Genomic DNA, 26,246 nt, shown 5'->3' on the forward strand with positions numbered 1-26,246 from the left:
TGGGGAGGCCAAGTCAACATCATCCTATAAAACTGCAATTGATGCACAATATCCATAGTTCTTTTAAAGAAACATCTCTTAATAACTGCTCTCATTTATTTTACGATGGCGTATTTTACGATGGTAGCCAGTGGTATGATGGTAAAGCTTTTATATTCTAAATGTATTACATGAAAGGGGGAGAGGATAGGAGCTTGCTTTAAAAGAGGGAGAGGCTTTATTGTTTCGTGACGATTTGTTTACAGTTTAGTCTTGGTTTTTAGAATCCGCGTCTTTTTAGGAGGGAAAGGGGCATAAAAAAACCCCGTTTTTAACAGGGTTTTTTTAAGAGTTCGATTTTTTTTTTACAAAACTTAGAATTTATAAGCGATACCAAAGCGAACATCATGTGTTTGAGAAGAGATTTTAAGATCATCGTTTGCAAATTTCTTTTTAAAGAAATCTGAATAACGATATTCTGTACGCATGATGATATTATCTGTCATTGCAAGATCAAAACCACCACCAACAGTGTAACCAAACAGTGTTTTTGTTTTATCTAACACATTGCCAGAAGCAAAAACTGTCGAATCTTCTTGTGATTTTGATAAAAGTGACATGATATATTGCATTTGTGTATAGGCTATACCCCCTGCAATATAAGGCATAAGACGATGGGAAGCAAAACCAATACGCGCACGCGCAGCACCAGACCATTTTTCTTTCAATGTTACACTGCTGACAACAATGTCACCATAGTTGGGTATCGTTTCATCCTGAGCTGCAGGTTTTATGATAGGAATCCCAGCTTCTTTAAAGGCAATGTTAATAGAGTCTAATTCATTTAGAATTTTCTTTCCATTGTCTGTTTGGGTGCTTTTCCTCCCAGACCAGACTATGTCCGTATCAAAACCGAAAACAAGGTCATCTCCCAGATCAATATTAGAACCTGCATACAAACCTGCTCTCAATCCTGACGGTTTCGGTGATAAATTTCTATCAACCCAAGCCCATTTTCCATCCCTGGCTTCTTGTGCGTAATCTAGAGTATTTTTACTGGAAAAATATCCAATTTGTCCTCCAAAATAAAAACCAGACCAAGAAAAAGGTGCAGAAACAGTAACCGGTGTGATACGTGACGATGAATCATTTTGCAATGAAACCTTCGGTTTTGATTGCTCAAAGATTACCGTATCTGCTGCTTGCGCTGTTGAAGTGGTAATGAAAGTGAAAATAGATAGTGCAATTAAACATTTTGTTTTCATAAAAACGTCCCCAATTTATTTCAGATACAAATCGTATTATATATAAATTGGTTAAAAAAATCTATAGTTAATATCATTATGAAAACTAAAATGCGCATAAAATCTATAATTAACCATATTAAAGCGTTTTCAAAACTTGTTTTCGTGCTATTATCCCGCGTTTTTCTTAATTTTTCAGGATTTTTATATATTGCTTCAGTGTTCTCTGTGTTTTAGAAAAGATTATAGTATAGTAAATAAGCTTTTGATTTGTTTAAAGAACCATTGTTTTATATATATTAAAAACACCCTTTGTTGTTCATTGTTAAATATATTGTCTATAATGATTGATATCATTGTGCTTAATATTCAATTGATCGTAAAAAATACATATTGGCATTATCACATTCTTTGCTCGTTTCTGATATTGCGTAGCTTTGTATTGCGATAGCCTTTTGAGCATTTGAGAGGGTGAGCGACTTTATTTCTTTATTTCTTTTTTTATCTATATGCCACTTTTGCTTATGACAATCCAAGCGAATAGTTTTGATTGATTGAATAGAATACGAAGAATAAGAAGGAGAAAAGTGCGAGAATTTAAAGTTTTATGAGGTTTCTCACGCACCATGTCAAACGTTAAATTCTGCTTTCCGTTCGCTTAGAGCCGGAACGTGGATGAGAGCCTAAAAAATGAATGTCGTTGGCAATTTTAAACAGATTAGCGCGTGCATTCAGGTTTTTGTGGAAATGGGTGAGGGCGCTATGATGGGTAAATGCCTCAAATTTCTTGCGAGCTGTCAAGGATATCCTCGTCAGAGAGCTGTTTGTTTCAGCAAAGAGAAAAACTTTTTGGTGCATTGAGTTTTTTTCCAACAGCTGTTCCTCTGTTGGACACTTCTATCTTTACGCTTTATAAAGGAGACATCTCTTAATGATTCCAAACCCATTTCATGAAGGTATCTCGTGAATGGTATAACGATAAATCCATTGAGCACCCCCATCTTTACGTTTCATAAAGGAGCAAGCCAGTACCATCATTATATTTGCCAGCTCGTGGGTGTTGTGACAGTCCTTGGCACTTGAGGCGGTTCATTAGAGGCGTTTTTAGTCCTGTCTTAATCTTATACAATTTCTATTCACACATTCATCTCGCCAAACATTTACCTCGCCAAACATTTACCTCGCTTGTGATGTGCAAGTGAGTGATTTTGATTGATTCAACATAGGACAGATTTAAAACGGGAAAATCCTACGGTATTTAGGATTCTCATTCAATATGGATAATGCTAGATTATCATTATAGATAAATACATTATCTCATTGAGACCGGAGTAGAAATGTGGACCAGAGTCTAAAATGAACGCCGTGGGTAATCGTTATCGGTCATCATCGGGGTTCTTACACCCCGATCTTTTGACAGAAAGATTTGTTTTAAGACGTTTGCATCCTTTTTTTAGTGAGTTGTTTATTGGGGAGAAATCATCTTTTTGGGATCAACCAGCCGGTCATAATCAGCTCCAGAAACGCCAGCTTTTATTGCTTCTGCGCGCAAAGTTGTATCATTTTTATGCGCTGCTTTGGCAATTTCAGCAGCTTTTTCATAGCCAATTTCTGGTGCAAGAGCTGTGACTAACATGAGTGAGCGCTCCATGAGCGAGTGAATATGAATGCGATTGGCTCGTAATCCTTGAATGCAATGTTCATCAAAAGAGCGCATGCAATCACCAAGAAGGGTAATTGATTGTAAAACGTTATAGCCAATAACAGGTTTATAAACGTTGAGTTCAAAATGTCCTTGGCTTGCGGCAAATGTTACACTGGTGTGATTGCCAAAAACTTGGCATGCGACCATGGTTAAGGCTTCACATTGCGTGGGATTAACTTTGCCTGGCATGATGGAAGATCCGGGTTCATTTTCGGGAAGACTGAGTTCCCCTAAACCGGAACGTGGTCCTGAGCCTAAAAACCGAATGTCATTAGCAATTTTAAACAGATCAGCAGCAAGAGCATTCAAGCTTCCGTGGAAATGCGCAAGGGCTCCATGATGGGCGAGTGCTTCAAATTTATTGCTGGCAGTTTGGAATGTTATTCCTGTGAAAGCGCTCACTGTTTGCGCAAAAGCAATGTCAAAACCTTTTGGCGCATTTAGTCCTGTGCCAACAGCCGTGCCACCTTGAGCAAGCATGTGGACATCGGTTAGAGCATTTTCAATGCGCTGAAGATTGGCTTCTAATGCAGCACGATAGCCTGAAAATTCTTGCCCTAAAGTTAAAGGCGTTGCATCTTGGGTATGGGTGCGGCCGATTTTAATGATGTCTGCAAATTCTTGCTCTTTTTGTTTTAGTGTACCAATAAGAGCTTCAAGGATTGGCAGTAAGTGTTGGCGTGTTTGCAACGTGGTGGCAATGTGAAGCGCTGTGGGAAAGGAATCGTTCGATGATTGACTCATATTGACATGGTCATTGGGATGAACTGGTTTTTTGCTGCCAAGTTTTCCTCCCAAAATCTTACTGGCACGATTAGCAATGACTTCATTGACATTCATATTGCTTTGTGTGCCAGAGCCTGTTTGCCAGACGGAGAGTGGGAAATGCGTATCAAAATCGCCGGCAAGCACTTCATCGGCGGCGGCAATAATTGCTTTTCCAATATTTTCTGGTAGTTTTCCTTTGTCCATATTTACAACAGCTGCAGCTTTTTTGACAAGGACTAAGGCATAGATGATGGCAAGAGGCTGCTTTTCACTACCAATATTAAAATTATGCAGTGAACGTTCAGTTTGTGCTCCCCAATAACGATCTTGACGTACCGCAATCGTTCCAAAGCTATCCGTTTCCTGACGTGTTTCAACCATGATAAGATCCTTTTTTGTTCACGGGTTCTTAAAAAAGCTAAATAACGCGAAAGTGCAATGAGAGGCAAGACTTTGAAGCTTCATTTAGAGAAATTATTTTATGGCTATTCTTGACATTAAGAGATGCAGATTTTATATCTAACTCATACTAGCACTCTCAAGCTATGAGTGCTAGCAAGAACTTTTAAGATTAATGCAATTATGTTCAGTTTTAAGGATTTAAAACATGGCTAATATACAATTCCGCCCACTTCACGACCGTGTCGTTGTCCGTCGGGTTGAATCTGAAAATAAAACGGCTGGTGGGATTATCATCCCTGATACAGCAAAAGAAAAACCTCAAGAAGGCGAAGTGATTGCTGTTGGCAATGGCGCTCTCGATGATAACGGAAAGCGTGTGCCTTTAGAAGTCAAAACAGGAGACCGTATCCTCTTTGGAAAATGGTCTGGAACTGAAGTCAAGATTAATGGGGAAGACCTCCTCATCATGAAAGAATCTGACATTATGGGAATTATGGGCTAATTGAAGCGCTTAACTTTTCATTGTGTACTATTTTGAGAAAACTCCAAGGAGAAATTAAATGGCTGCTAAAGAAGTCAAATTTGGCCGTGAAGCGCGTGAGCGTTTGTTGCGCGGTGTCGACATCCTTGCTAATGCTGTTAAGGTGACACTCGGCCCTAAAGGTCGCAATGTGGTGATTGATAAATCATTCGGTGCGCCTCGCATCACAAAAGATGGTGTATCCGTTGCAAAGGAAATTGAACTTGAAGATAAGTTCGAAAATATGGGTGCACAAATGTTGCGCGAAGTTGCTTCTAAAACCAATGATATCGCTGGTGATGGAACAACAACAGCAACTGTTTTAGGACAAGCTATTGTGCAAGAAGGTGTTAAAGCTGTTGCTGCGGGCATGAACCCAATGGATCTTAAACGCGGGATTGATGCTGCTGTGGATGAAGTGGTGGCAAACCTCTTCAAAAAAGCAAAAAAAATCCAAACTTCAGCAGAAATTGCACAAGTAGGAACCATTTCTGCTAATGGTGCTGCTGAAATCGGTAAAATGATCGCTGATGCTATGGAAAAAGTGGGCAATGAAGGCGTCATTACCGTAGAAGAAGCTAAAACTGCTGAAACGGAATTAGAAGTCGTTGAAGGAATGCAATTTGACCGTGGGTATCTTTCCCCTTATTTTGTCACAAATGCTGAGAAAATGGTCGCTGATCTTGATGATCCTTACATTCTCATTCACGAAAAGAAATTGTCTAATCTACAATCTCTTCTTCCAGTGCTTGAAGCTGTTGTGCAGTCTGGAAAACCACTTCTCATTATCGCTGAAGATGTGGAAGGTGAAGCTTTGGCAACACTCGTGGTCAACAAGTTGCGTGGTGGTTTGAAAATTGCTGCTGTAAAAGCACCTGGATTTGGTGATCGCCGTAAAGCAATGTTAGAGGATATCGCAATCTTGACATCCGGACAGGTTATTTCTGAAGATGTGGGCATTAAACTTGAAAATGTCACTTTGGATATGCTTGGACGTGCAAAGAAAGTGAATATTTCTAAAGAAAACACTACCATTATTGATGGTGCTGGACAAAAGTCTGAAATTACTGCTCGCGTTAATCAAATCAAGGCTCAGATTGAAGAAACAACTTCTGACTATGACCGTGAAAAATTGCAAGAAAGACTTGCTAAACTCGCTGGTGGTGTTGCTGTTATCCGTGTTGGTGGTGCAACAGAAGTTGAAGTGAAAGAAAAGAAAGACCGTGTTGATGATGCTTTGAATGCAACACGTGCTGCTGTTGAAGAAGGTATTGTTGCTGGTGGTGGTACCGCATTGTTGCGTGCAGCAAATGCGTTGACCGTTAAAGGAAGCAATCCTGACCAAGAAGCAGGTATTCATATCGTTCGTCGTGCTCTTCAAGCGCCAGCACGTCAAATCGCAACCAATGCCGGTGAAGAAGCCGCTATTATTGTGGGCAAAGTGCTGGAAAATAATGCTGACACTTATGGTTACAATACTGCCACGGGTGAATTTGGTGATTTGATTGCTTTGGGAATTGTTGATCCAGTGAAAGTTGTGCGTTCTGCTCTCCAGAATGCGGCTTCAATTGCTAGCCTTCTGATTACAACAGAAGCAATGGTTGCTGAAGTTCCAAAGAAAGATACACCAATGCCTCCAATGCCTGGTGGCGGAATGGGTGGAATGGGCGGAATGGATTTCTAAGCTCTTGTTCCATAGAAGTAATAAAGAAACGGGCCTTCTGTGCCCGTTTTTTTTAATGCTTTTTCACGTTTTGTACAGTTCTTCCTTTTATGACAATGATCTTATAGCATTTTGTTATTTTTCATTGGTTGATGTATCGCCATTGTGAATAGATCTCTCTCTTTATTCATGACTTTTTCTCTTGCATTTATGAGATGTTTTTATTGTGCGGGGATCGTGGTTTTCTTTGAAAATATTTTATTGATAAAAATACAACTTTTTGATTTATAGTCATTTCTTTCTTATACAGTTCTATTTTTTCATTTTAAGTTTATGTATGCAACATTAAAAAATCTTGTGTTTGTACTTTCGTGTTTGCGCTTTAGAAGGGCGAATGGTTTTTATGAACCAACGCAAGAGTTCGTGCCCATTGAAAGTTGAAGAGAGAAAGTTGGGCAAAGCATGTTGGGTCTTGTTTGTTTTTTTATGAATAAGATGCTGGTGTTTAAGATTTTGTATGAAAACAAAATTTAAGGTTTGCTCTGTTAAAGGGCTTTTGTATACTGGGACAAGCATATCTCTGTTTGGTTAATCTCTGCAATAGAAAGACAGCCTCATTGAGGAAGAATGTAAAGGCATATAATCACTCGTCTTGTCATCATCTTTTTGCTTTACGACTTTTAAAGGTATTTATAGTAATATCTTATTAAATAATGAAGATGATGCCTCAAACTTTTGTTGCTTGCGTATCTTTTTTTTGTGAAATCCCTCACGTAAAACAGAAAAGTCGCAAATATATTTGTCTCCAAATATACATTTTTGCCTATTGACGTGTTTTTTAAGAGACATTTCGCTTGTCACACCGATTTCGCAATGGACGATTTCGTAATGGATTCATGAATGGCATAAGGGCAAAGTTCTCATGAAGTGCATAACTATAGGGCACGATCATCTTTACGCTTAATAAAAGAATACGCGAACGTTATCATACATTTTCCAGCTCTCAATGTTATGACAAGCCGTTAGTCCGTGAGACGGTGAGGCATGCCTTGCTTGTATAGTTTTGACCCATACACTGTAATGTGCAAGCGACATGGTTTGGATTGTTTCAAAAGAAACAGGTTTGGAAATGAGAGAATCCCACGATATGCAGGGTTTTAATTCAAGTTGAAGAGTGCTTAATGATAGTTATAAATCAATGTGATGTGGTTTTACTCTTTTCAAGAGCATTGCATTCTTGCAAATAACGATAATCATGTGTTTCTTCACATTTTTTAATGGATTTTAATGGCAAAACTTTTAATGGAGCAACGTTTTTATTTATAAGAATAATTTATTGTTTTGTATGTTGAATAAGAGATTTTTATTGCGGTGGATTTTTTTATTTCAATTCTTTCTTATGTTGAAATAATCTCAATTATTTTCTTATACCTTACAAGTGGATGGAGCTAGGGTAAAATACTTAAAGAAAATAAAAATGCATCTCATGAATATTCTCAAATAGTCAGTTTTTTATAAAAAGAGTTTTTGTAAACGTGGGGGGGTATAAACGGGGGTTTTATAAATATTGGGGATTGGTAACGTGTAGGGTGGTGTCCGATTGCTCTTTTTTAAAGCGTAAAGAAAGGGGATTTTAGGCAAGTTAATGCTTTTTGCGTTGTTTACTTATGCAATTATTAAAAAAATATCTCTAAATATTTTTAAATTTTTTCGCGATGGTATCTTCCCGATGGGATTTGTGAAGAGTATAAAATCTTTTGATCATCAATAGGTTATTTAAAAATGTATGTTGGTATGATCATTTTCTTATGTTACCAGAGTTGTTGACTCACGCGTTTGTTAAAAATCTCTCTTCATGCTCCTAAATTCATTTCATGAAAGCGTTGGTGAAGAGTGTGTAAAAATTTCTCCATGAGACGTGAAAAATCATCAATAAAATCTCCGTGTTTTCAAAAAATAACGAATGGCTTTTTATATTTTTAAAAAAGATTTAACACGTCTCATGTTTTTTATTTATTTTAGAGCTGAATATTCGATTTTTGTGTAAAAATATTTGCCAATGCATCCACGATACGTGAAAAATCAAGCGCTAATAAGAAAATGATGAATATAATCCACTTCGTATAGCGTGACATTATTTTTACACTTTTATAAGTCGTGATGATTTCTTGTAGGATTTCTTTTTCCTGGTCTGTCAGCTCTGTTTTTTTTCTAGCCATGTTTCCACCCACACAAGCCTTCCCCTTGTTTGTTATGCTTTAAAATATCTCTTGCTAGATTTGAGCTGATGATATTGAGATCTTTTTTGTCTAAATAAATGGGCATCCAACCAACGCAAGAAAAAGGTTCATTTATTGTTTTTATCGCGCAACCAGCGAGTAAGAGCAGCGCGTACATCAGGATCACTTTTTTGATTAATTTCATTTTCCACCTCTAGTCGTGTTGTTGATGACTTTAGCGTTTTTTCTATTTGCTTTTGTTGTTCAATCTTTTTTCCAAGAGTAAAAACTTTTGCTAAAGCGATAAAAAAAGCGGTTAGAGTCGCTCCTGTTATCATCAGATTTTTTTTCATCCACCACATCATAAGCGTTGCTCCCGAAACCGTTTTGCCACAAAGAAGATGCCAGCACAGGCGGCTAAAATCATAATGGCTGCCAATGCCCATTGGATGGGACCATTGCCTGCCAATAAGCCTCCAAGTCCAGAAAAAGAACCAATAATCGGTGTAAGTGCTTCTGCTTTGAAAAATCCCATTGGTTCTTGCGTTTCTACGGTTTGGTAGTTAGGAGAAACATAAGCACCTTTTGCCCATAGTCCTGCTTCGGCTGCACGACGGTGCACTAAACCGTGAAGACGTTTTCCTCCTGCTTTGGTCCACTTTTGTAATTCAGCAGGGACGGCTTCATATTCGCCGTTATTGAGTTTTTTGAGCAGGGTCGAATTACAAAAAGCCGAAGCTCCTATATTATAGCAAAACGATACGAGCGCGGCGAATTGTTCATCCGTTAAGGAAACCGTCACATTTGTTTCAACGGTATTTTCAAATTGTCTTAAATCTTGAGAAAGAACTTCTTCTGCTTGTTTTTCAGTAATGATCATGCCCTTGTGAACGAACGGTTCGCCAGCAGCGCTGGTATGTCCATAGCCAATTGTCCATACCCCGATGGCATCTTTATAGGCGTTCAAACGCAATCCTTCCCATTGTTTAATGAGTGCAAGCCCTGCTGATGATATTTTTCTCATTTGCTTCTCCATAAAATAAAGCCTCACGTTAACGTGAGGCTGGTCGACATATTAAAAATGAAATTTTTTACTCCTCAAAAACAGAAGAGACGTGAAACTTTAATAAAATCAAAATGTTAGTTGTAGCATCTTAAGGGATGGGATAATGGTTGGCCAAGTGGGATAATGGTTTGGCTGGTGTTTTCCGTTGAGAGATGTTGTTGGTTTTGAGACTTGGTGCTGGTTTGTTGATAGGGGCTTATTGGTGCTGGTCTTATTGATGTTGGTGAGGTTGGCGATTGTGTTGATGTACGCAATGGCATTATGGTGGCATTACGGTTGTGTTAGCGGTGGCATGAGAGGTGTGGTTGGAGGGGTGACATATATGTTGGTGAATGGAATTTTTAGAAGGCACTGTTGGCGTGGCAGGGGGGGAGGGGTGCACAATGATTTGTGTTAGCATTGGTGTTGGTGATTACGGTTGTTTTGGCAGGGGTTGTGGGGGGGGGGGAGAGATGGGGAGAACGGATGGTGTTGATTGTGAGGGATAAGAGAGCGGCTGTTTGCGGTTGTTTTGGCAAGTGGTACTGATGTGGAGGCGCTTGAGATAAAAGTGCACAACTCTTAGAAAAAATCTACAGAAAGATGCGTGTGCTTTTATTTAACATCCAAAACTATAAAATATTTTATGTATTCAGCTTTCTATCTATTCAAATATAGATCATTGTTAAGAAGAGCTGTGGAATTTTGATAAAATTTTAAAATCGACAGATTTTGATAGAACAGTCCTGTTTTGCCTTTTGTCTTTAAGAGGTCACGTTGCTTGTTGTTTGCATCTTTACCTGCTTACAAAGGGACAAGAAGATTTGCTAACAGCAATTTGCACCTCACCGTCAAGCAGCAGAGCCTCGTTCTTTATGGGTATGGAAAAAAACTCAATTACATCATCAAAGATTTGTATTCAGTGAGCCTTTTTTGGTGGGAGGAAACGGAAACAGTTTTTCCTTCTGTTGTTCTTAAGTTTTTTTCAAATCTCTCTCTCAGAGTTTCACCTTTTTTGTTTACTGTTTCATGTTCAGCATCCGGATTGGTTTTTAAATATTGTTCTAGACGTTTTCTTCCTTGCGCATGCTTGTATAAACTGATGGGAAGATAGGAATCTAACTTTTCAGCAGATAAAGATGAATTGGGTTCACATAATACACCCTTAACATTATCTTTGTGCAATCTTGCTAATTTATCAGATTCAAGATGAAGCTTTTTGGCGAGGCTTAAGCTAAACATCCCACATTCAGAAGAGCTTCGCTGAATATCCATTTCTGCCGTGGTAAAAGAATAAGGAGGCAGTTGAAGACATTGAAGGGTTTGATTTATTTTTATCCCTAGTTTGCAAGCAGTGATATTCTGAAATGTTGTAGGTTCAAGCATAATCAAAGAGATTTTGTCATCAACTTTTTGATAATCAAGGACTGCAAAGTGGATTTTACTTCCCGAATTTACTATAAATCGAGCAGATTTTGCGTCGCTCTCAACCACTTCCTTTAGTGCGTGCGAAAACTCTTCTGCTGTAAGAGCCAATTTGAGATTCATTTCTGGATATTTGCTGTTTGCTTTTTCTACGAGAGCCGGCATCAATCTAATATCTATATTTTCATAATAAGAGTTAATCCAACGGCCGGTGACGAGATCATCCTCTAAGTCTGTAATAATAGCTTTCAACTTTTCCTGACTCAAGGTGCTCTCTTCTTTTTGAGGAGCGTTGAGTTGTTCTAAACGGGCAATAAGGCTTTCTAAGGATTCATTTTCGATGTTACTTTCTGCTATTTGTGAGGCATGAGCGGCAGTATCTTTTGAATCTTGTGGCTTCATAATATGAACCTCCGTGGTTATAATCGGGAGGCAATATTATTTTCTTATATTTTGACCAAATAATGTTTTGAAAAAGAATCTTTATCTCTTGAAGATTAAGGAAAAAATCATTTTTCGGCTGCTTTATAAGAAAGTACGGGTAGGTCTTTTCAAAACTTGCGTGTTTTATGTTTGTTCAAAGTCTTAAAATACGGGCTTTAAAATGGGCTGCTTTTAATAGAATACGATTGTTTTGCCTTTTGTTTGAAGAGGTAATTGCTCACTTTTTGCATTTTTACTTCTTTCAAAGGGAAAAGAAGATTTGCTAACAGCAACCCACACCTTACTGTCAAGCAGCATAACTTCATTCTTTATAGATATGAAAAAAGTCTTCATTACATCATCAGAGATTTGTATTCCGTCGCTCTTTTTCTGTGCTGTGAAACAGAAACAGTTTTTGTCTCTGTTACACTTAAGCTTCTTTCAAACCTCTCGGTTAGAGTTTCTCCTTTTTTGTTTACTTTTTCATGTGCTGCTTCTGGATTGGCTTTTAGATATTCCCTAAGACGTCTTCTTCCTTGCACGTGTTTGTATAAACGAGCTGGAAGATATGGATCTAACTTTTCAGCAGGTAAAGGCGTATCTGGTTCACATAACATGCCTTTAATATTATCTTTGTGCAGTCTTTTTAATTTATCAGCTTCGAGATAAAGCTTTTTGGCAAGGCTTAAGCTGAACATCCCACATTCAGAGGAACTGCGTTGAATATCCATTTCTGCCATGGCAAAATGAATGTTAGGCAATTGGTGATCTTCAATGGATTGTCGCGTTCTTAATGCAAGTAAGGCGGGGAGCGTGTCACGCAGTGAGGTAGGTTCTAAAAAGATCAAAGATGTTTTGTCTTCTATAGTTTGATGATCAACGACCGCAAAATGGATTCCCCTATCATGCGCATTAACAATCAGCCTGGAAGATTTTATGCCGTTTTCGAGCGTTTCTTTAAGCGCAAGGGCAAAGCCGTCAGGGGGCGTCGCAAGTTTAAGATTCATCTCTGGATATTTACGATTTGCTTGATCTACCAAGGCTGGCATCATATAAAGATCTAAAATATCATAATAATTTTTTATCCAACTTCCATCGGCATTATGCTGTTCTAAACCAGCAACAATATCTTTTAATTCCGCACGATTAAAAGGAGTATTTCTAATTTTTTCGATGTTGAGCCGTTCTAAATGTGAAGCAAGATTGTCTAGTGATGCATTTGCACGCGCTCCTTCGGGTGTCTTCGCAGCTTTTTGTGCGCTTGCTTCTTCAGGTGCGCTTGTACTTTCGGGTATTTGTGAGGAATGAGGGGGGGAAGAATCTTGTGGCTTCATGATATTAGCCTCCATATTAATAATCAATGGACGACATTATTTTCTTCAACTTTGGCTAAACAATGTTTTGAAAGAGAGCTTTTGCATTTTGAAAGATGAGGCGATGAGAGCATATTGTTGTCGTTTTCATATTATTATTCGTATATTGCTCATCATTTCTGTGAATGTATTGTATCGATATTTTTATTGGGGTATTTTGTTAGAGCGTTTTATTGGGAGCCCTTATTGGATACTGCTTGTTTTGAAAATCTCAAAATTATAGGGCTGTTGGTGATGCAAATTGAATGATGCAGAAGAAAAATAATCAGAGAAAGACGAAAGATACCTTCAAACAGGAGGCTTCTGAAGATTGTCGCGAAACACACTGTTTGACAACAGTCTATAATAACTCAAACATTTGATGATGAAATCTGGGCGCAAAAAACCCCTTACCGCACCCATTATTAAATACGATTTTTCATATTCTGTCAACAGCGAAACGATTATTTTTTCCTTTTTTATTGTGGCAACAAATCTACAGAAAAAAGCTCATTCATTAGCTATGCAGCAAAATATGTTGTTTTAATGGGAAAGTTTTTGATGTGGCAAAAAACATTTTCTCCTTTGAGAAAAGAGGGAGCAAGGTGAAGGGAGAGGAGAGAGTTGTGGTTTTGAAATCCGTGGTATTTTATTGATGGAATTGGGAAGGCGGTGGTTGGCAGGTGTTGCGGGAGTAAAGCGTAGGTGTTGGCGATTGGGGCTGTGCTGTCTGTCATATTAGCGGTGGCGTGATGAGTGGATGGTTACCGGTACAGTTGTTGATGAGGGAGGAGATTGTTGGTGGGGGCTTTTTCTTTCGTTTAAGGGATGATGCTTTTAATTTTGTAAAAAATCAATGGGGTGTCTTAATGATGAGCTATTGATTTATAATGATGTTTTAGTCGTTATTGATCTTGAATGAGAAATCCAGATTATGCTGCAATCAAAGCCATGTCTCTTGTTCGTCATAAGATCAGAAGAGCTGTATAGAATTGTACAAAAAAAGATGCACAATGACTATAATGAATTGTCTCAAGGGCTAAGGATATCGCGATATTGGGGGAAAAGTGGATGATGAGGGCGGTTTGTTACAATGGGAGGTGATGGGGAGGTGATGGGGAAAATGTTGCTGTTTGAAGAGGGGGCAATATTTATCTTGCCTATGTCGTGAAATATGCTGTGAATTATTGTCCTTTGAGGCATGGGTAGATATATAGTTGAGGTATGGTGATAAGTCTCTTTGACAGGTTGAAGCGTTTTTTAAAGGGCGTGGTGGATATTTTAAAGCTTGTTTGTTGCGTGCTTTAAGCTCGTCAATCCCATGGAATTCTATGAAAGGCAAGTCCAGTGGGTCTCAAGTGTAACTTGCCAAGAAGGATTGTCTCTTTACAACGGAGCTGGTTACAAAGAGGCATGTTACAAAGGGGATTTTGGAATCTTTATCCTGTGAGGGAGAGAAAACGATGGGTGTTTTTAGCTAATGCTCTTTTTGCTAGAACAGTCAAAATGTTTATAAAGGGCATCAAGAATAATACGCAACGAACCAACAAGATTAGGCAGCGGTTGATCTTCTATAACAAGATATTGTAATGCCGCATGAAAGTTGTGTTGACGATGTAAATATTGCGCTTCTTTAATCGCTTCTTGCATATCTTCATAGTGTTCCGTCGCTCTTTGAACCCATTGCTTTTTTGTTTTCTCATCTGATGCGCTGTGCGTAAAACCATCATAATAGCCGTTTGGTAAGCCTTTTGCACATAAATAGTCGTTTCTGATTTGCAAGTATCGTTGCGCCGTATCATATTGCTCTTTACTGATGCCTGATGAATCCCCTTTATAGCCAAGCAAACAAAGACGCCCAATATAGGTTCCGACAAGCGGATTTTTCGCTTCTTCGAGGCTTAAACCAAAGTGTTTTGCACGCATTTCAATCGCAGATTGAAGCGCAGATTCGCTGGGGCTTTGGGCACGTGAAATACGGCCATTGGGCTCTCTGAGTTTGCCTGTTATTCTCGGTCTACCGCGTTTTTTACGTATTTTCATGAACTTAACCATTTAAATGAAAAATAAACTGTCTGTTGATGGGGGACAGTGATGTAAAAAGCACTTTGAGCAAATACTGGGGGAGGGAGCAAATACTGGGTGGGCAAATACTGGGGGAATATGAGCTGTTGCAGATCAAAGGAGAAACGGATACTAAAGGCGTCTTTCAGCACAAAGAACAGCAACGGGGTGGGGCGAAAAAATCATCTTTAAGGTGTTTCTTGTCATTTTTATCTTACCCCTACCAGTCTTATTTTTCGCCCCTATCATGCTTATTTTTTCATGGATAGCGGATTATTTGCTCTCTAAAGATTTCTCAACTGCTCTAGAACAGTTGAAAAGAAACTTTTGTCACATGCGAATAAATAAACAAGAATGATGTTTTATGGGTATGGCGTCATCTTTCTAATAGGAAGTCTTTTCTAATAGGATTATTTGCCTTCTTTCTCATGAGCGCTTTGTGGAAACTTTTCAGTTTCACCTTTGAAAAGTCATTGTTTTTAGTGGGGTTTTATCATTCGGGGGGCCTTGTTATCGGGAGGCATATTGGGGGTTTCTTATTGGGCGCTGTACCAAGATACCTGATATAGATCAGACTGCTAACATACCTTTATCTTTTATAGAGGATTTTATCTTTTTTTTTGAGCGATACAGAGCTTAAAAAAACAAACTTTTCAATGTTCTTATAATAGCATAAGATCCTTATCTTTTCAAGTAAAATATGGTTCATCAGTTCAAAATAATAAAATAAACTGTGAAGGATCAAGCGATTTAGAGTTATCGTTTATAGAGGATATTTTTGTTTTTGCTGTTTTAATGGATTTCATCATAAAAAAGGGAGGTGGTCACTTAAAATGGTTAAATGACGGGATGCAATATCCAAAGAAGCTTTATAAGCGGCAGGTAACTTGATAAAAGAGGCGTTTATTAAGAGATGCTTTTATAAAGGTGGGGGCTATGAGGTGTAAGACATTTCTTTTTTAATTTTAAAATAGGGACTTTTTTAATCAAGAAATTTTAAAATGAGAATTGAAAAACTTCAAAGCTGCTGTAGGCGCATTTTAGATAATCGGTTGTTTGGTTTGGTCTGTGGGGCGTGCTTATTGCTTCACGCTTTTGTTTATCGCGTTCTTGTTTATCATATTCTGGGGGCACATCTCTTACGTCATACACAATGCCTCAAACGGAATATACTTATTGCGGCATATTCACGCGCTTGTTTTTAAGAGACATCTTTTACATGTGCTCGAGCCCATTTCACGACGGTGGCTCAAGAAGGGTATCATGGTAAAGCTTTCATGATAATATAAAATCCCATGATAATATAACTTTATTAAGTATCATCATTTTTAGGCTTCATAAAAGCGTAAGCTGGTATCATCGCATGACTTTGCCAATTCCCAATATGTATTACAAGCTCTTGGCATTTGAGACGGTTTATAAGAGGCATTTTCATTGTACAATTTCACTCCGCATGGCTCCCCCACTTTTTACGTACAAGCAAATAATTTTGATTGATTCAACAGGGAGTAGATTTGAAATGAGAGAATCTTACAGCATTTAGGATGTGTTGATTATTAAGATACAAAGCGCTTGTGAAAATGTTTTTTATCTTGTTATGCCATAAAATACTGTCATTTGAGGCGGGGATAGGAAGGCTTATGAGGCATTACAACGTTTGACGCATATAAGTGTTAAAAATTAGGTGCCAATGTTAAGGAATAATTTGTGTTAAGGGAGGTGTTGTTCGTAGAGCGCTTTATGCAAGTGGAGCCCATAAAGTGCTCAGCAGGTAGAGTGCACTTAAGAGCAATGGGATTGTTTACAAACTGAGGTGGGTTTTAAAATCTTTATTCTTTGAGGCGAGCAAGGAATATCATTATCCTTTGCTTCATATATACTCGGCTTCATTTAAGCGGTGAAAACACTGTCGTTTATGGTGGGTATGTCAGTTTTCCACATGGGATGTTTTTTAGATTAAATATTTGTTGGATTTTTGTAAAACGGTGTCCTTTAGGGTTTATGTGATCGATAAAGAGAGGGAAAGGGGTGTTTGGGCTTGTAAGCGCGTCATGTATAAGCGCGTATAGGGACTAAGTGAATAAAATATTTAGAAGGGATTATAGTGCTTGCTTTACTCTGAGAAGAGTGCTAAGCGAATTTGTCGCGCTGGTGGCGTGCTATCAAATTTGAAGAGTGGGAATTTTAAAAGTGGGGGAGTATCCGTATGATCGAAGATAAATCACAACAGCAATCTGCCCATGAGGGAGATAAGGCTTTTGTATCGCAGCCAGTGTTGGATCAATCGGCAACTTTCAAAAAATTGACGGCTCTCTCAACAAGCGATTATATCATCATTTGTTGTTTGGCTATCCTCTTGTTGGTGCTTTTTGTCGCAACTGTTTATATGGATCCTCTGGATTTTTTTCACATTATGTCCAAAGAACAGTTCCAAGCACTGGGACAAATGAAACAAGAAAGTTTTCAGGAAATAATTCAGGAGAGCCTTGCACATCCTTTTAAAAATCCTATCATTGAGCATTTGCTTGATGCGGGGTGGAATAGTGTTTGGGCTTTTTTATGTTTCTTACCGCAAATGATTTTTGGCGTTCTTTTTGGTTTTTGTCCGCTCTTTGTTGTCTTTAACATCGTATTTAAACGGGATGTGAAGGAAATGATGAAGCTGTGGGAAACCTTGCCAGAGCAGCAACAGCTAGACAACCAATCTCTTAACAGAAGACTATAGGAGGGGAAAGTGACCGCTTCTTTAATCATTGGAATGTTGATTGCCGTAGGGACGGCAATTTTTATTTGTTCTGCAATTTTTATGGTATTCCTTTCTACCATGGTGACAATCGTTGCACTTTATTATTCTTTAATAAAACGGACAATCTTGTTATTGGCGACGCAGCGAAAATTAAAAAAGGGTGCAGCGCAGAATTTGAGGCATAATCAGGCAGAGGGTAGAGGACAGAATACAGTTCTTGCAACACAGTTCAGTGCCTTTTCTTTTCAAGAATCTTTGCTTCTCTCAAAAAAAGATTGTTTTATGATCTTTTTTATCGCTTTCGTTATGGTTGCACTTTGTACAGGTGTTGTCGTTTTTTTAGCGTTTCTTCCAAAATCTGCAATTTTTTTGCACAATTACGTGCCTATGATAGTGCTTCACATTATTGATTTTGTCATGCGACTGCTGTTTTGGGTCTGGACATGTATTGTTGTTTCTTTACCTGTCATTTTAATTCTCCATAGTTTCCTTCAGTATGGCGTGAAAAAAACAGCAAAGAGATTAGAAACATTTGTTTGAAGAGAATAAAAATGATAATTTCACATCAATACGATAGGGAAAAAAAGGGAGCATTATGATGCAGCATTTGGCTTTTTTAGGGTTCGTTATCATTGCCATTTTAATGGTTATGGTCGTTGTTAGGTTTCCTTACCTGTTGATCAAACATATCAGGTTATCTTTTAAACTCGCTCAAGACTTGAAAAAGAGTACGACGCAACAAAAGCAAGCTGTACAACAATTGCGCAATGATCGGGGAGAAATGAAAAGACACAATCTCGTATTTAAGACCCTTGATGCGAAAATGCGTTTTCTTAACGTCAAAGAAGCTCTGCCCTTTTCTTCAAAAGAATGTAAAATAATCTTTTTTATCCTTATTCTCTTTTCTGTTTTGCAATCTGCTTGCTCTATCGCAAATTTTGTATGGTGGAAAAATGATAGCGTTGCCTTTATTATGCAGCTGTTGAGCCTTATATGGTTAGGGGTTCTTCTCTTTTCTCCGATCATTGGGATCATGTGCATGCAGTTAACGAGAAAATTGAACAAAATGCTTCAACAATTGGAAGAAGCGATACCACAACGCGATCAGGCAATGCGTATGCAGAATGTGGAAGGGGGACAAAATGACGAGTAGTCTTATAACATTAATAGCCATTTCTTTTCTGTTCTTTACGCTCTTAAGTGTTTTAATATGGGCACCGGTCGTTGTCATTTATTACCTGTTTATCAAGCGTGCGCGGCTTTATTGTCGCGTGAAAAAGGAACTGAAATGCGTGCTGAATGAACGCGATATCGCCTTAAAACAGATCTCTCAAAAATAAAAAGCAGCAGAATGTTTGATAAAAAACAGCTTTCTCTTGTTTGGCAAGACTATAAAAAAATATTCTATCTTTCTACAGTCATGGCGACTGCTCCAATAGTTATAACTACTGTCGTTCAGATATGGAGAGAAAGGGACTTTGTTTCTCTTGTCGTATTCGAGCCGCTGGCATGGATGCTTGCCTGTACTTTTTTATTCTTACCGATTGTTTTTATTATGCGTTTTATCGTGACCCGTCGGTTGAAGAAAATGATACGGCAATTAGAAGAAGAGGTTGAGCAGAAAAAAGCTCCAGTTATATTATACGATGTGAGCGAGGGGAAAAAGTGAAGAGATGCTTTTGTTGCCATAAGCCTTGCGTTTGACTTGTTCATTAAGGAGCATGGGGTGCGCTTCTCGTTTTATGCTTTTTTATATTTGTGCTGTGTTTTTGAAAAGAATTGAGGCTCTCGCTTGATTGGGTTTTTTGCTTGCGTGAGGCTTTTGCTTGCGTGGGGCTTTTGTTTGAGCGGTGAGGGGGAAAGCGAAGAGAGGCTTTTATTGTTTTTGGGCTTCATTTGCTGTTGGTGTTTTCTTAAAGAGAGAAAATCTTGTAACTTATTTTCTTTATCAAGTATAAAAATGTGTCTTACCAAGCGATATTGAGAGCGAAAAATCTATACTTAAAGCACAAGATATTCTGGTGTTTGGGGAAGAAGAGCCCATTTTTTGCAGGTGGAAAGGCAAAGCGCATAAAGAAGGCGAGCCAAAAGCTTAAGTTTTTGATCAAAACGTTTTGCTCCATGGAAAGTGCAACAGTGCTTTTAAAGAGCTTGGGTTGGAGGAGAGAAATTGAAAGAAAAGAGGGACATCTATTTATTTACGAGACTGTTATTTATTTACGAGACCGTGAAGGACAGTTTCTCTCTCTGGATGAAAAAGGTTTTGTGCAATTTGATTATGGAATTGTGGGAGATGCTGGTATCCATGCGGCGGCTTGCCAAATAATTAATCCTTATTATTTTAAGGCTTTGCCAGATTTATAACTGGACTTTGAAGCAAAGGGGTGGATTTTAAGGCAAAGGGATTGAAATTTTTTGAGGAAGAGGTAAGCGTAGGGCGTTTACGTTGTGTACTTGAGTAAGCTTTCGATGAGGCAATGACTGAGGTTGATCTGGGACTGAGCTTGATCTTGGCAGTGTGCTTGGCTTTCAAAATGGGGGCACCGCCTTGGAAAAAGGAAATAATGATATCTCTCAAGGGACTTCTTCTTTGCTGTGCACCCTTGGAGCTTTGGTATTGAGGGCTGATGTTAAAATTTTACACCCTTCTCACAAAAGCTTTATGGAAGGTGAGAGGCTGGGCTTTGAAAAAAATATCAAAAAAATCTACAGGGGTCGGCTTTGCTGATGGTTCAAATTGTCATAAAGACAAAGCAACTTCGTTACGATTTTCTTTCATCAGTTGGCTTCTTCTTTGGAAAGAAGCTTATCTCTTGGAAATAAAAAGAGCAGTGATTAGAATTTTAGAGCCTCAGACCCAAATTTGTGCAATAAAAGAAGATATTCTTATGAACATTTAATCGACGAGAAAAGAGAAGCCTTAGGACAGCAGGGGATACACTGTGAGTGATAAAAACATGATGTTTGAAGGTAATGGAAAAAAATGCAACTCTGATATTGTCTTTATAAAAGATGAGGGATACAAGCGCTTGGTATTGATGAACCCTCATTTATTGTGAGGACGAAAGCTTCGGTTCATGAAAATGGCTTAAAAATTGAAACAAATGAGGGATAAAAAATGAGGGGCAATGGAAAAAATGCACTATTGGACGAAGAACCACGGTCTTTTTCGCTTGAAGAAGCGTTTTTGACACGCAAAAATTATAAAGTCATCTTTTGCATTGCTTTTATTGTGGCAGCTTTTAAAGTGGCATTTTTTATGTTTTTTAAGTGGGATTTGACAGAGTGGTGGAATTATATCCTGTTCATTTTAACATTAATATTGGTTTTTATATCAGTGCTTCTTTTTTTGTTCATCCCTGTTGCCTTTGGGGTCCGTATCATTTTCACGGTTCTGTTGAAAGAAAAAATCAAGCAGTTGGATCAAGAAATTTGGAAGCGAAGAAAAACTGCTGCTCAACAAAACCGCGCGTGAAGGGCGGGCAGAAAATGAATACTGGTCTTTATATATTCTCATGCGTTGTAGGAGACCTTCTATTTTTGCGATGTTTGAAGGTAATGGAAAAAAATGCAACTCTGATATTGTCTTTATAAAAGATGAGGGATACAAGCGTTTGATATTGATGAACCCTCATTCATTGTGAGGACGAAAGCTTTAGTTCATGAAAATGGCTTAAAAATTGAAACAAATGAGGGATAAAAAATGAGGGGCAATGGAAAAAATGCACTATTGGACGAAGAACCACGGTCTTTTTCGCTTGAAGAAGCGTTTTTGACAAGCAAAAATTATAAAATCATCTTTTGCATTGCTCTCATTGTGGTAACTTTGAGAATGGTTCTCTTCGTACTAATGTGGCGTGAGTGGAAAGGGAATGTCATAGCAGCTCTCTTTTCTATTGGGGAGTTTATATTAGATTTAACTTTTGTGCTCATTCCTGTTGCCTTTGTGGTCCGTATCATCTTTACGCGTTTGTTGAAAAAAAAGATCGATAAGTTGGATCAAGAAATCCGGCAGCGGAGCAAAACCGCTTCTCAACAAAACAGCGCGTGAAGGGGCGGGGAAAATGATAAATATTAAAATGATGGATATTATTGTTGTACTCTCGTGGGGTGTGGGCTTGACGCTTTTCACGCTGCTTTCTGCTGTGGTCACGATGTTCATTTGGGCATTGTATTATTCTACTTTCAAGCGGGTGAGACTGTATTGCCAAGTGACAAAAGAATTCAACCGCGTGCTTGAACAACCTATCGCTTTTGAGCCGTCTAGTGGGGAAATGCCGATGATTAAATCATCATCTGAGGAAAAAGAGTTTACAGAGTTTTCTCTGTCTAATGAGGAAATCTTAACGATGGAAAGTGCAACGGCGCTTTTAAAGAGTTTAGGATGGAGGGTGGAAATTGAAGGAAAAGGGGACCATTTGGCCACCTATTATTTACCAGATCGTGAAGTGCAGTTTCTTTATAATGCTGAGAAGGGGTATCCGCGATTTGATTGTGCAATTGCGGTGGTTTCTGGTATCCATGCGGCGGCTTGCCAAACGATAGACCCTTATAATTCTGGAGGCTTGATTGCTCTCGAATTGAGTTTTGATGTGAAGGGGTTGGAAATTTTTGAAGAAAAGGTAAGTGCCCAGCATTTACGCTGTGCACTCGAGAAAGCTTTAGAAAAGGCAATGACAGAGGTTGATCTTGGCAATATGCTTCGCTCTCAATATCGCATTCCTCCTTGGGAAAACAAAATTGTGGTCCCTCAGTTTGCTTCTTATTCGCTGCGCTATCTTGCAGCTCTGGCTTTGATGGGCGATGTTGAAACCTTAAATGCTTATCACAAAAGCTTTATGGAAGGTGAGAAGCTGGGCTTTGAGACAAGCATCGAAGAGGAGCATCTGGAACGCGCGATGATAATCGCTCAAGCGGTAGAAAAGACAAAGCAACCCAGTTACGATTTGCTTAAACAGGCGGCAAAGGATTTTTCCATGGAGGTGGAGAGCTATGAATATTTTAGAGCTAAAGATCCCAGTTTGTGTAATAGAAGAAGAGATTCTTATGAAAAATTGATCGAGGAAAAAAGAGAAGAATTAAGGCAACAGGGATATTTTGTTTACGAAAAGGACGCGATTTGTGAGGTTGATGGAAAAACCTATCGTCCCGATATTCTTTACATAAAGGATGGGGAGTTAGAATATATGGATGTAGAAATTAGGGTTGATGAAAAAATTTATTGAGAAAAATAAAGAGTTTAGATAAATTAAAAACAGCTTAAACCTAAAAATAATGCGTAAAACACGCGAAGTGTAAAAGCAGAGGGGAACAATGCAGGAGAAAAAAGCAACATTTGGAGAGTCTTTCTTTTTATTCAAAAAATTTATGGTGTCTTCAGTGGAAAGGCGTAAAGGGGTAGGGAGTTGTGAAATAATAGGGCGCTGCTTTTTCACTATGTTTTGCACATGTCTTATCATGATGGCTTTAGAAGTTCCTGCGGGTGCAAAATCTCTGGTAGAGCCGTTGCAATGGACAAGATGGGAAGGATTTGGTTCTCTTATTTTTCTCTTACCGGTGTTGATTTGGTTTTGTCTTCTCACACCACTTCCTATTTTGTGGGGACTGCGCTCCGTTAAAGAGCGCAGATTGGAAAAAATAAAGAAAAAATTGAAAGAAGAAATAAAGCAGCAAGAGATTATTCAATGAGACTATGGCTATGAGGGGAGAGTTTGCGCTTTTTATTTTGTTTCTGCCGTTTGGATGTTTTCTTCTAAATGCAGTTACAGTTTTTGCCATTTTTGTGAATATGATTATTGTGGCGCCTTATTATTCTTTAATAAAGTGTTTGAGGCTCTATTACAGAGTGAAAAAACAAAGACGTTTGATGAAAGAATACCCACAGCGTTTTTGTTTCTTTGAAAAAAGCGGAAAAGAGAAAGAGAGAGTACCGCAAAACTTAGAACTAGAAACACAGATAAGTTCCCATTCGTTAAAAAAATGGCTCGCTTTTTCACGCAAAGATTATATCCTCCACGCATGCCTCTCTTTCATCATTATGTTTTTCAAAGCTTATGTCTATGTGATTTTCTTTAAAGGGATAGATGAGAGCAGATTTATGTATATTGTCATTCTCTTGTTTTTCTGGTTTTTTTTATCTGTATCTATTTTTGCAACGATTCCTGTTGTTGTGATCCTTCGTGAAATTTTAACCTCTCGGTTGAAAAAGAAAATTCAGCAATTGGAAGAAGTGACTGAAGCAACCCAATAAATCAATTTATACCACACAAATCAATTTATAAAGAGAAGGGGATAAAATGCATTACGAAATGGCGGCAGCTTGGACGATGATTTTGATCATTCTGCTGGGGGGTGTTTTTGATTTGTTCTTAACAATACCCATTGTGGCACTGTATATTTCTTTTATCAAACGTTTGATATCGTATTACAAGGTTACGAAACAATTAAACGCAGCGCTGAAAAAGCGTGTGTAGCACTCATGTCATGGGGGGGGAAGTATGAGTTTTAGATCATGCCATTGCTTCACAGCTTGGGAGGAGGGCATAGATTATTTTTCTCATTTTACGCTGCTCTCTGTTTGAAAAGGGCTGATGTCCATTAATAGGCTTGTAATAGGCTGTGGCTGTTTATCAGAAGTTTTCCTGTTTTCTGTTAATTTACAAAATCGTAAAAACGTGAAACTGTAAAGGCGCAGATGTGTGGTTGATCAAGAGCTGTGAGGGTTGTGGGGCGATTGGGGAGAAGAGGGTGCCAATGGAGGGGCTGGATTGTGAAATGCGTCATTGAAATGGAGGGGCGTTTGGTGAAAAGGGCTGATGCTCATTAATAGGTTTGTAATAGGCTTTGGTTGTTTATCGGAAGGTTTCTTTTTTCTGTGAATTTGCAAAATCGCAAAAACGTGGAACTGTAAAGTCTAGGATGTGTGGTTGATCAAGAGCCGTGACGGTTTTGAGGTGGTTGGGGTAAAGAGGGTGCCAATGGAGGGGCTGGATTGTGAAATGCGTCATTGGAATGGGGGCGTTTGGTGAAAATGGCTGATGTCAATTAATAGGCTTGTAATAGGCTTTGGCTGTTTATCGGAGGTTTTCTTGTTTTCTGTGAATTTGCAAAATCGTAAAAACGTGGAACTGCAAATGCAAGAATTTGTGGTTGATTAAGGATCGTGAGGGTTGTGGGGCGGTTGGGGAGAAGAGGGTGCCAATGGAGGGGCTGGATTGTGAAATGCGTTAAATTTGAGAGAAGTTTTTCGTATCTTTGGTATATTTTGTATATGATCAGTGGTTCTCTTTATAAGGCTTTAAATTTAGCTCAATCCACCACTTGTTTTTTGAGTTTAATGGCTTGAAAGTTGACGGTTCTTTATTTTACGTTTTCTTATTTGCTGTCGTAAAAATGCATTTAAAGCAGGTGTGCGTGCTAATTGTGTTTTCTATTGGTTTTTTTCTTTTCGGTTTATTGCGATACTTTTTTATTATGCTTAGCATATGAGGGTGCTTTTGTACGCTAACTGTAAGGGTGTCTAATTTTCATTCGGTTCTGATATGGTGTTTGTTATAATATATCATCCTATGATGTCATAAAACTCTGTTTTGATATAAGCTTTCTTGGTACGTTTAAGTGTTGTTTTAAGGAGCGCGTTGAAATTTCTTTAAAAAAGCTTGTCGCGTATGAGTATTACGGGAAGACTATGAGCGGGAAATCAACTCGAACCTGCTAAAATTTGGACTGTTGAAAGAGAAGTTTTTCGTGGGAACCTTACGTTCCGTAGAAACCATTGTTCCGTAGAAACCGTCGTTCCTTGAGGTGTGGGGAGAAAGGTCAGTTTTAAAATAGACAAAAAATTCTAAACACAATTTGCTGTTTTAAGCTTTATGCCATGACGCCTTATAACATAACGCCCCATAAGATTATGCTGTCTAAGTCCCGTGAGAAGGGAATAAACCGCCGTGAAGATCATAAACCGTCAGAGGGGAATAGCCCGTTTGAGAAGGGTAAAAACGTTTAGTTTTGGGGCTGTTGATATAGGCATGCTGTTTGAGAGGTGCAGAGAGGGGGATTGTTCGTTCGCAAAGCCTATGATGTAAAAGAGTATGGGGGGCTCAAGAGGGTGTTCCAAGTATGGGTAGAGATTGAAGGGGCACGGCTTCTTTGAAAAGCATAGGTATTGATTATAAATTTTGTTTATTCATATGGTTTTTTATGGCATCCAGTATCTGTTGGCTTATCTCCTGATGAGTCAGCCATCGTGAACCTTTTGGGGTTGTTTTTTGTCCTAATCGAATGGGGATAAAATCAACCTTGTTTTTGCGCGCACACTCGAAGATCATTTGATCATGAGTGTTGGAACCAAAAATATGAAGAATACATGGTGGTTTAGGCAAAAGAGCTAACTGCTCAATTAATGCGCAAGAAAATGCATGGGCGGACGAATGAATCCATAATATGCAATATTTTAGATCATGCCATTGCTTCACAGCTTCTAAAAATTGTGCCTTTGATGTCGTACAATCATAATCCAACGGCACGCACAACTGTTTGTTGTGCAATGCCTCAAGCTGGACTTTATGTGAAAGAAAGCGTGCAGCAATAATCACTTCTTTTGGCTTGAGTGATTGACAGAAAGGGGCAAGCATCCCTGTGCCCCCTACCACTAAATAACGATAGTGCGCACCCTTTTTTTTCATGCCCCCT

The 26,246-nt window shown here is 38.6% G+C and carries 25 protein-coding genes and 1 pseudogene; 15 read left to right on the forward strand and 11 right to left on the reverse strand.

Annotated features, from left to right (window positions below):
• Positions 1-353: 353 nt before the first annotated feature.
• The 3 genes and pseudogenes from U736_RS0105460 to fumC form a co-directional block, all read right to left on the reverse strand.
• On the reverse strand, positions 354-1,244 hold the full coding sequence (locus U736_RS0105460; RefSeq protein ID WP_015856906.1) for an outer membrane protein: 891 nt from the start codon (positions 1,242-1,244) through the stop codon (positions 354-356).
• Between the two features lie 642 nt (positions 1,245-1,886).
• Positions 1,887-2,106 (reverse strand): annotated as a pseudogene (locus tag U736_RS12195) (lyase family protein); the annotation flags it as partial.
• A gap of 582 nt (positions 2,107-2,688) precedes the next feature.
• Positions 2,689-4,077, reverse strand: coding sequence for a class II fumarate hydratase (gene fumC / locus U736_RS0105470; protein WP_015856905.1), 1,389 nt, complete (start codon positions 4,075-4,077; stop codon positions 2,689-2,691).
• Positions 4,078-4,303: 226 nt separating this feature from the next.
• Between fumC and groES the strand changes: the two genes are divergently transcribed.
• Both groES and groL read left to right on the forward strand, forming a co-directional pair.
• Positions 4,304-4,600, forward strand: a complete 297-nt coding sequence (groES, locus tag U736_RS0105475) for a co-chaperone GroES (protein ID WP_005774667.1) — start codon at positions 4,304-4,306, stop codon at positions 4,598-4,600.
• A gap of 58 nt (positions 4,601-4,658) precedes the next feature.
• Complete coding sequence (gene groL, locus U736_RS0105480) at positions 4,659-6,302, forward strand: chaperonin GroEL (RefSeq protein ID WP_015856904.1); 1,644 nt, start codon at positions 4,659-4,661, stop codon at positions 6,300-6,302.
• A gap of 1,997 nt (positions 6,303-8,299) precedes the next feature.
• Here groL and U736_RS0105495 read toward each other — a convergent pair.
• From U736_RS0105495 to U736_RS0105505, 4 genes are read right to left on the reverse strand one after another with little or no spacing between them, the layout of a single operon-like run.
• Positions 8,300-8,500, reverse strand: a complete 201-nt coding sequence (locus U736_RS0105495; RefSeq protein ID WP_026500409.1) for a hypothetical protein — start codon at positions 8,498-8,500, stop codon at positions 8,300-8,302.
• A complete protein-coding gene (locus tag U736_RS13170) occupies positions 8,493-8,705 on the reverse strand; it encodes a hypothetical protein (protein ID WP_015856902.1) in 213 nt (70 codons plus the stop codon). The genes U736_RS0105495 and U736_RS13170 overlap by 8 nt, the downstream gene beginning before the upstream one ends.
• Positions 8,629-8,865: a hypothetical protein gene (locus tag U736_RS0105500; protein WP_026500410.1), complete on the reverse strand. Its 237-nt coding sequence runs from the start codon at positions 8,863-8,865 to the stop codon at positions 8,629-8,631. The genes U736_RS13170 and U736_RS0105500 overlap by 77 nt, the downstream gene beginning before the upstream one ends.
• Positions 8,862-9,524 carry a lysozyme gene (locus U736_RS0105505; RefSeq protein WP_026500411.1) on the reverse strand — a complete coding sequence of 221 codons (663 nt, stop codon included), beginning with the start codon at positions 9,522-9,524 and terminating at the stop codon, positions 8,862-8,864. Before U736_RS0105505 ends, U736_RS0105500 begins: the two co-directional genes overlap by 4 nt.
• Before the next feature lie 187 nt (positions 9,525-9,711).
• On the opposite strand from U736_RS0105505, the gene U736_RS12600 reads away from it, so the two are divergent.
• Positions 9,712-9,963: a hypothetical protein gene (locus tag U736_RS12600; RefSeq protein ID WP_143711786.1), complete on the forward strand. Its 252-nt coding sequence runs from the start codon at positions 9,712-9,714 to the stop codon at positions 9,961-9,963.
• Positions 9,964-10,442: 479 nt separating this feature from the next.
• Here U736_RS12600 and U736_RS0105515 read toward each other — a convergent pair whose 3' ends face one another.
• From U736_RS0105515 to U736_RS0105545, 3 genes are all read right to left on the reverse strand, one after another.
• Positions 10,443-11,372: a YopJ/AvrA family T3SS effector serine/threonine acetyltransferase gene (locus tag U736_RS0105515; RefSeq protein ID WP_026500412.1), complete on the reverse strand. Its 930-nt coding sequence runs from the start codon at positions 11,370-11,372 to the stop codon at positions 10,443-10,445.
• A 374-nt stretch (positions 11,373-11,746) separates the two neighbouring features.
• Positions 11,747-12,727: a YopJ/AvrA family T3SS effector serine/threonine acetyltransferase gene (locus U736_RS0105525; protein ID WP_015856898.1), complete on the reverse strand. Its 981-nt coding sequence runs from the start codon at positions 12,725-12,727 to the stop codon at positions 11,747-11,749.
• Positions 12,728-14,218: 1,491 nt separating this feature from the next.
• Entirely contained in the window at positions 14,219-14,788 is a 570-nt protein-coding gene (locus U736_RS0105545) for a hypothetical protein (protein WP_026500414.1), read from the reverse strand.
• Positions 14,789-17,015: 2,227 nt separating this feature from the next.
• Between U736_RS0105545 and U736_RS0105570 the strand changes: the two genes are divergently transcribed.
• The 12 genes from U736_RS0105570 (at position 17,016) to U736_RS12785 (ending at position 23,805) form a co-directional block, all read left to right on the forward strand.
• Positions 17,016-17,534 carry a hypothetical protein gene (locus U736_RS0105570; RefSeq protein WP_026500417.1) on the forward strand — a complete coding sequence of 173 codons (519 nt, stop codon included), beginning with the start codon at positions 17,016-17,018 and terminating at the stop codon, positions 17,532-17,534.
• 9 nt (positions 17,535-17,543) lie between these two features.
• Positions 17,544-18,095, forward strand: coding sequence for a hypothetical protein (locus U736_RS0105575; protein ID WP_026500418.1), 552 nt, complete (start codon positions 17,544-17,546; stop codon positions 18,093-18,095).
• A gap of 55 nt (positions 18,096-18,150) precedes the next feature.
• Positions 18,151-18,708, forward strand: a complete 558-nt coding sequence (locus U736_RS0105580; RefSeq protein ID WP_026500419.1) for a hypothetical protein — start codon at positions 18,151-18,153, stop codon at positions 18,706-18,708.
• Positions 18,698-18,895, forward strand: coding sequence for a hypothetical protein (locus U736_RS11830; protein WP_015856893.1), 198 nt, complete (start codon positions 18,698-18,700; stop codon positions 18,893-18,895). The genes U736_RS0105580 and U736_RS11830 overlap by 11 nt, the downstream gene beginning before the upstream one ends.
• Positions 18,896-18,906: 11 nt before the next feature.
• Entirely contained in the window at positions 18,907-19,224 is a 318-nt protein-coding gene (locus U736_RS0105590; RefSeq protein WP_026500420.1) for a hypothetical protein, read from the forward strand.
• 431 nt (positions 19,225-19,655) lie between these two features.
• Positions 19,656-19,919 (forward strand): hypothetical protein, encoded by a 264-nt coding sequence (locus U736_RS0105600; RefSeq protein ID WP_147269646.1) that lies wholly within the window; start codon positions 19,656-19,658, stop codon positions 19,917-19,919.
• Positions 19,920-20,239: 320 nt separating this feature from the next.
• Complete coding sequence (locus U736_RS11565; RefSeq protein WP_143711784.1) at positions 20,240-20,455, forward strand: hypothetical protein; 216 nt, start codon at positions 20,240-20,242, stop codon at positions 20,453-20,455.
• A 218-nt stretch (positions 20,456-20,673) separates the two neighbouring features.
• Entirely contained in the window at positions 20,674-21,030 is a 357-nt protein-coding gene (locus tag U736_RS0105620; RefSeq protein ID WP_026500424.1) for a hypothetical protein, read from the forward strand.
• 228 nt (positions 21,031-21,258) lie between these two features.
• On the forward strand, positions 21,259-21,606 hold the full coding sequence (locus tag U736_RS0105625; protein WP_026500425.1) for a hypothetical protein: 348 nt from the start codon (positions 21,259-21,261) through the stop codon (positions 21,604-21,606).
• 13 nt (positions 21,607-21,619) lie between these two features.
• Positions 21,620-22,780, forward strand: coding sequence for a DUF6990 domain-containing protein (locus U736_RS0105630; RefSeq protein WP_425290139.1), 1,161 nt, complete (start codon positions 21,620-21,622; stop codon positions 22,778-22,780).
• 211 nt (positions 22,781-22,991) lie between these two features.
• Entirely contained in the window at positions 22,992-23,243 is a 252-nt protein-coding gene (locus U736_RS0105635) for a hypothetical protein (RefSeq protein WP_244596094.1), read from the forward strand.
• A gap of 409 nt (positions 23,244-23,652) precedes the next feature.
• Positions 23,653-23,805 (forward strand): hypothetical protein, encoded by a 153-nt coding sequence (locus tag U736_RS12785; RefSeq protein WP_244596093.1) that lies wholly within the window; start codon positions 23,653-23,655, stop codon positions 23,803-23,805.
• Between the two features lie 1,918 nt (positions 23,806-25,723).
• On the opposite strand, the gene U736_RS0105650 is transcribed toward U736_RS12785, so the two are convergent.
• The gene (locus U736_RS0105650; protein WP_026500429.1) at positions 25,724-26,239 is read right to left on the reverse strand and encodes a Rossmann-fold NAD(P)-binding domain-containing protein; all 516 of its coding nucleotides are present in this window, start codon (positions 26,237-26,239) and stop codon (positions 25,724-25,726) included.
• Between the last annotated feature and the right edge of the window lie 7 nt (positions 26,240-26,246).

Origin of the sequence: Bartonella grahamii ATCC 700132 (assembly GCF_000518085.1) — a bacterium.
Taxonomy (GTDB): Bacteria; Pseudomonadota; Alphaproteobacteria; order Rhizobiales; family Rhizobiaceae; genus Bartonella; species Bartonella grahamii.

What these genes read in the sequence shown, in the direction of transcription:
- U736_RS0105460 (WP_015856906.1), bottom strand. Translation starts at nt 1,244, where the DNA reads ATGAAAACAAAATGTTTAATTGCACTATCTATTTTCACTTTCATTACC.
- fumC (WP_015856905.1), bottom strand. Translation starts at nt 4,077, where the DNA reads ATGGTTGAAACACGTCAGGAAACGGATAGCTTTGGAACGATTGCGGTA.
- groES (WP_005774667.1), top strand. Translation starts at nt 4,304, where the DNA reads ATGGCTAATATACAATTCCGCCCACTTCACGACCGTGTCGTTGTCCGT.
- groL (WP_015856904.1), top strand. Translation starts at nt 4,659, where the DNA reads ATGGCTGCTAAAGAAGTCAAATTTGGCCGTGAAGCGCGTGAGCGTTTG.
- U736_RS0105495 (WP_026500409.1), bottom strand. Translation starts at nt 8,500, where the DNA reads ATGGCTAGAAAAAAAACAGAGCTGACAGACCAGGAAAAAGAAATCCTA.
- U736_RS13170 (WP_015856902.1), bottom strand. Translation starts at nt 8,705, where the DNA reads ATGAAATTAATCAAAAAAGTGATCCTGATGTACGCGCTGCTCTTACTC.
- U736_RS0105500 (WP_026500410.1), bottom strand. Translation starts at nt 8,865, where the DNA reads ATGATGTGGTGGATGAAAAAAAATCTGATGATAACAGGAGCGACTCTA.
- U736_RS0105505 (WP_026500411.1), bottom strand. Translation starts at nt 9,524, where the DNA reads ATGAGAAAAATATCATCAGCAGGGCTTGCACTCATTAAACAATGGGAA.
- U736_RS0105515 (WP_026500412.1), bottom strand. Translation starts at nt 11,372, where the DNA reads ATGAAGCCACAAGATTCAAAAGATACTGCCGCTCATGCCTCACAAATA.
- U736_RS0105525 (WP_015856898.1), bottom strand. Translation starts at nt 12,727, where the DNA reads ATGAAGCCACAAGATTCTTCCCCCCCTCATTCCTCACAAATACCCGAA.
- U736_RS0105545 (WP_026500414.1), bottom strand. Translation starts at nt 14,788, where the DNA reads ATGAAAATACGTAAAAAACGCGGTAGACCGAGAATAACAGGCAAACTC.
- U736_RS0105570 (WP_026500417.1), top strand. Translation starts at nt 17,016, where the DNA reads ATGATCGAAGATAAATCACAACAGCAATCTGCCCATGAGGGAGATAAG.
- U736_RS0105580 (WP_026500419.1), top strand. Translation starts at nt 18,151, where the DNA reads ATGATGCAGCATTTGGCTTTTTTAGGGTTCGTTATCATTGCCATTTTA.
- U736_RS11830 (WP_015856893.1), top strand. Translation starts at nt 18,698, where the DNA reads ATGACGAGTAGTCTTATAACATTAATAGCCATTTCTTTTCTGTTCTTT.
- U736_RS0105590 (WP_026500420.1), top strand. Translation starts at nt 18,907, where the DNA reads ATGTTTGATAAAAAACAGCTTTCTCTTGTTTGGCAAGACTATAAAAAA.
- U736_RS0105620 (WP_026500424.1), top strand. Translation starts at nt 20,674, where the DNA reads ATGAGGGGCAATGGAAAAAATGCACTATTGGACGAAGAACCACGGTCT.
- U736_RS0105625 (WP_026500425.1), top strand. Translation starts at nt 21,259, where the DNA reads ATGAGGGGCAATGGAAAAAATGCACTATTGGACGAAGAACCACGGTCT.
- U736_RS0105630 (WP_425290139.1), top strand. Translation starts at nt 21,620, where the DNA reads ATGATAAATATTAAAATGATGGATATTATTGTTGTACTCTCGTGGGGT.
- U736_RS0105635 (WP_244596094.1), top strand. Translation starts at nt 22,992, where the DNA reads ATGTTTTGCACATGTCTTATCATGATGGCTTTAGAAGTTCCTGCGGGT.
- U736_RS12785 (WP_244596093.1), top strand. Translation starts at nt 23,653, where the DNA reads ATGTATATTGTCATTCTCTTGTTTTTCTGGTTTTTTTTATCTGTATCT.
- U736_RS0105650 (WP_026500429.1), bottom strand. Translation starts at nt 26,239, where the DNA reads ATGAAAAAAAAGGGTGCGCACTATCGTTATTTAGTGGTAGGGGGCACA.